The following is a 4,945-nucleotide window of genomic DNA, read 5'->3' as shown; positions in this document are numbered from 1 at the left end:
GCGACGGCCTGCTCGTCGAGGACGACGGCGAACTCACCGCCGCCCGCACCCGCGTCCACGGCAACCGCCGCCACGGCGTCCTGCTCGCCGCCGGCTCCCGGGCCGCCCTGACCGGCTGCGAACTGGCCGACAACGCCCGCGACGGCCTGCGGGTGGACTCCGAGGAACCCGTCCGCGTCACCGGCTGCACCGTCACCGGCAACCGCGGCTCCGGCCTGCGCCAGAGCAGGCCCGGCACCCGCCTGGCGGTCACCGAGCTCACCAGCCGCGACAACGCCCACGCCGACAGCCACGGCAGCGCCCAGGCCCGCCCCGGCGCCACACCCGGCACCCGCCCCACCGGCGCCGCCCCCACCGACGGCGACGCGTACGGCGACGGCGACGGCTACGGACCCGGCGACGGCTACGGGCAGGGCGACGGACACGGCGACGCGTACGGGCCCGGCGACGCGTACGGCGACGGCCGCGAGAGCGCCCCCGGGCCCTACGGCGCCGCCACCGAACCCCTGCCACCGGACCCCGAGGGCCCCCAGGCGGCCCTCCAGGCCCTCGTCGGCCTGGAAGGCGTCAAGGAACAGGTCGCCACCCTGGTCAACCTCAACAAGCTGGCCCGGCGCCGCGAACAGGCCGGCATGCCCGCCCTCCCCATGGGCCGGCACCTGATCTTCGCCGGGCCGCCCGGCACCGGGAAGACCACCGTCGCCCGGCTCTACGGCAGCATCCTGGCCGAGCTCGGGGTGCTGCGCAGCGGGCACCTGACCGAGGTGGCCCGGGCCGACCTGGTCGCCGCGATCGTCGGCGGCACCGCGATCAAGACCACCGAGGTGTTCACCGAGGCGCTCGGCGGCGTGCTGTTCATCGACGAGGCGTACACCCTGTCCGCCGGAGGCGGCGGCACCGGCCCCGACTTCGGCCGCGAGGCCATCGACACCCTGGTCAAGCTGATGGAGGACCACCGCGACGACATCGTGGTGATCGTGGCGGGCTACTCCGAGGAGATGCGCGAGTTCCTCTCCTCCAACCCCGGCCTGGCCTCCCGCTTCAGCCGCACCGTCGAGTTCCGCAACTACTCGCCGCAGGAACTGGTCACCATCGTCCAACGGGCCGCCGCCGCCCACGGCTTCGATCTCGCCGAAGCCACCAGCCAGGCCCTGGAAGCGCACTTCACCCGCATGCCCAAGGGCGCGGACTTCGGCAACGGCCGCGCCGCCCGCAAGGTCTTCGAGGAGATGGTCGACCGCCAGGCCTCCCGGCTCGCCGCCCTGGCCGAGGTCACCGACGCCGACCTGCCGCTGCTGCTGCCCGAGGACCTCGGCGCCGAGGCCGTCCGCGCCCCCGCCCCCGGCACCGACGGCGGCAGCGACCTGCTCGCCCAACTGCGCGCCATGGTGGGCCTGAGCGCCGCCAAGGAACAGGTCGAGAACCTGGTCAACCTGATCACCCAGGCCCGCCGCCGCGAGGAGGCCGGCCTGCCCGCCGCCAGGATCAGCCACCATCTGGTCTTCGCCGGTCCGCCCGGCACCGGCAAGACCACCGTCGCCCGCCTCTACGGCGCCCTGCTCGCCGAACTCGGCGTCCTGCCCACCGGCCAGCTCGTCGAGACCGCCCGCGCCGACCTGGTCGGCCGTTACATCGGCCACACCGCCCAGCTCACCAAGGACGCCTTCGAACGTGCCCGCGGCGGCGTGCTGTTCGTCGACGAGGCCTACACCCTCACCCCGCGCGGCGGCGCCGCCTCCGGCGACTTCGGCCAGGAGGCCGTCGACACCCTGATGAAGCTGATGGAGGACCACCGCGACGAGGTCGTGGTCATCGTCGCCGGCTACGAGGACGAGATGCGCGGCTTCCTCGCCTCCAACCCCGGCCTGGCCTCCCGCTTCCCCCAGCAGATCGCCTTCGACCACTACAGCGCCGACGAACTCGTCACCATCGTCGCCCGCCAGGCCGAGGACGCCGGCTACCTCTGCGCCCCCGAGACCCTCACCGCGCTGGCCGCACTGTGCGCGGCCGTGCCCCGCGACCGCAACTTCGGCAACGGCCGCTTCGCCCGGCAGACCCTGGAGGCCATGGTCACCCGTCAGGCCGGACGTCTGGCCCGCCTGGAGATCGGCGACGTGTCCGAACTGAGCCTGCTGCTGCCCCAGGACATCCCCGCCCTGCTGCAGGGGAGTACGGTGTGAGCGCCCGCCGCACCGCCGGCACCCTCACCGCCGGGGCCCTCGCCTGCGCCCTGGCCGCCGTCCCCTCCGCCGTCCCGGCCGCCGCCGCTCCGGCCGCGGCGGCCCCCGGCGACCCCTCCGCCCTGCCCGTCATCGCCCAGAACCGCCCCGCCACCCGCCCCGGCGACTGCCTCAAATCCTCCGACAAGGGCACCGACCGCACCCCCTGGGCCCAGGCCTTCCTCCGCCCCGAGGCCGCCTGGCCGCTCAGCCGCGGCGCCGGAGTGACCGTCGCCGTCGTCGGCTCCGGCGTCGACGGCGCCTCCGGCGTCCTGGGCGAGCGCCTGGTACCCGGCCCGCGCGAGTACGGCACCGGCGACTCCACCCGCGACTGCGTCGGCCACGGCACCTTCCTCGCCGGACTGATCGCCGCCCGCCACCAGGACGGCACCGGCTTCGCCGGCATCGCCCCCGAGGCACGGATCCTCGCCGTCGCCGTCACCGACGACACCGGCACCACCACCCCCGCCCTCCTCGCCAAGGGCATCCGGGACGCCGCCGACGCCGGCGCCCGCATCATCGCCTCCGCCCTGCCCCTGCCCGCCGGCGACACCGCCCTCGACGACGCGCTGCGCCACGCCGACACCAAGGGCGTCCTGGTGATCGCCCCCGCCACCCCCGACCAGGGCGGCGCCAACGCCAACGTGCCCTCCGCCCCGCCGCAGGTCCTCACCGTCGCCGCCCTGGCCCCGGGCGGCGGCGCGGCGGCGACGGGCGCGGACGGGAGCACGCGGACGGGGACGACGGGGACGGGGACGGGGACGAGCGTCGGCGTGGCCCCCGCCGGCACCGCTGCCGGCGCCGGTACCGCTGCCGGTACGGGCGCCGCCGGTGCCCGGGTCGATCTGAGCGCCCCGGGTGAGGCCATGATGAGCACCGGACCGGCCGGCAAGGGCTACTTCACCGCCAGCGGCCCCAGTTTCGCCACCGCTGTCGTCGCCGGTACCGCCGCCCTGCTCCTCGGCCACCACCCCGACCTCGACCCGGCCCACCTGCGCGAGCGCCTCGAAGCCACCGCCTACCACCCCGGCACCGCCCTGCCCGACCCCCGCCTGGGCTACGGCACCGTCGACCCCCTCGCCGCCCTCACCGCCACCGTGCCCAGCGCCGCGGCCGCCCTCCCCGCCCCGCGGGCCGCCCTCCTGGCACCCCCGCCCCCGGACCCCGCCCCCGGCCGGGCTGCTGTGGTGGCTGTCGTTGTGCTGTCCACTGTCACCGTCACTGTGGGTCTGGCCGTCGTGTGTGCGGCCGCTCGCCGTCGTGGGTGGCGTCCGGGTCGTTGGCAGGTCTGACCCGGTGTCAGCGCCGCGTCTGTTGTTTTCAGTCCGTGTGTGCCGTGTGTGCGGGGCGGTGTGGGTGGCTCGGGCCTTTGGCTTCTTCCCGGGGCTTGTTCCGTCGTTGCTCTGCCGGCGGCAGAACACCACCGGGACCGGGTCCGAGGATCACTACTGTCCGGTTCCATGGGGACGATTGCGACGTGTGCGGTCGCGTACCCGGCGGACGGTTTGACGATGATCGGCCACCTCGCTCTCCCGGCGGGTGTCGACCGCCGGCCCGCGGTGCTGCTCGGACCGGAGGGCATGGGGCTCGGCGACGTCGAGTGCCGCCGGGCCGACGCCCTCGCCGGGCTGGGGTATGTGGCGCTGGCCTTCGACCTCCACGGCGGGCGCTATGTGGGCGCCCCTGAGGAGATGCCGGCCCGGTGCCTGCCGCTGCTCGCCGATCCGGACCGGATGCGGGGCATCGGCCGTGCCGGGCTCGACGTGCTGCGCGGCGAACCGCGGACCGACCCCGACCGGATCGCCGCCGTCGGTTACGGCACCGGGGGCGCCGTCGCCCTGGAACTGGGGCGCGACGGCGCCGCCCTGCGCGCGATCGGGACGGTCGACGCGTTGACCACGGGCCGGCCGGGCGGGGCGGCGCGCATTCGCTGCCCGGTGTGGGCCGGGGTCGGGTCGCAGGACCCGATCATGGCGCCCGCGCAACGGGACGCGTTCACCGCTGAGATGCAGGCCGCGGGTGTCGACTGGCGCCTGACGGTCTACGGCGGCGCCCTGCACGCCTTCCACCACCCCCCGGTCGACCATGCCACGGTCCCCGGCGTCGGCTACCACCCGCGGCACGCGCAGCGAGCCTGGCGCGACGTCGTCGACCTGCTCGCCGAGTGCCTGTCCGTGCCGGAGGCCCAGGGGGCATGACCCGGGCGGACAGCCTGGCGCCGAGGCCACGACGATCACTGGTCCGAGTGTTTTCGGGACGGCGGTGGAGCCTTGGCGTGCGGTGCGAGCCGTTCGCGCGACTGTCGCGCTTTTGAGGGCCCGGCCCCCGACGCCCACCCGAGTCGAAGAACCGCCGCCCCGCGATCCGCCACGCCGTGGGCCTGCTCCCGTCACCGGCGGGCCGTGCCGCGGACCGGCCCACCACGAGGCCGGTACCGAACCGCGCCGGATCGATCACACGCCCAGGCCGTGGCGCCCGCTGCCACGCCTGGCACGCCTGCCATGCCTGGCGCGTGGGCTGATGGGTAGGTGGGCCGATGGGCGGTGGCACCGTTGCGTGCCCGTTGCCCGTTGCCCGGGCCGGGGGGCGGTTCCGGTCCGTGCCGGTCCGTCCCGTCGGGGTCCGTGGTGTCGGGCCCGGTGGTGGCTGGTCAGGTGTTGGTGGGGTGGATGCCTTCGGTGACGTGGGCGGCGAGGTGGAGGTAGGCGCGGCGGGTGCGTGGGTGC

The 4,945-nt window shown here is 75.8% G+C and carries 3 protein-coding genes; all 3 read left to right on the top strand.

What is annotated here, in order from left to right:
• Positions 1–2,180, top strand: a 2,180-nt coding sequence (locus tag ACFXPX_RS43500) for an AAA family ATPase (protein ID WP_380645077.1), incomplete at its 5' end; no start/stop codon positions are given.
• The gene (locus ACFXPX_RS43495; RefSeq protein WP_380645075.1) at positions 2,177–3,511 is read left to right on the top strand and encodes a S8 family serine peptidase; all 1,335 of its coding nucleotides are present in this window, start codon (positions 2,177–2,179) and stop codon (positions 3,509–3,511) included. The genes ACFXPX_RS43500 and ACFXPX_RS43495, both read left to right, overlap by 4 nt.
• A gap of 168 nt (positions 3,512–3,679) precedes the next feature.
• Positions 3,680–4,417, top strand: a complete 738-nt coding sequence (locus tag ACFXPX_RS43490; RefSeq protein WP_380645073.1) for a dienelactone hydrolase family protein — start codon at positions 3,680–3,682, stop codon at positions 4,415–4,417.
• Positions 4,418–4,945 lie beyond the last annotated feature (528 nt).

The organism is Kitasatospora sp. NPDC059146 (assembly GCF_042786665.1).
Taxonomy (GTDB): Bacteria; Actinomycetota; Actinomycetes; order Streptomycetales; family Streptomycetaceae; genus Kitasatospora.
The sequence above is the reverse complement of the archived record's forward strand: the minus strand, read 5'-3'. Positions and strand labels throughout refer to the sequence as shown.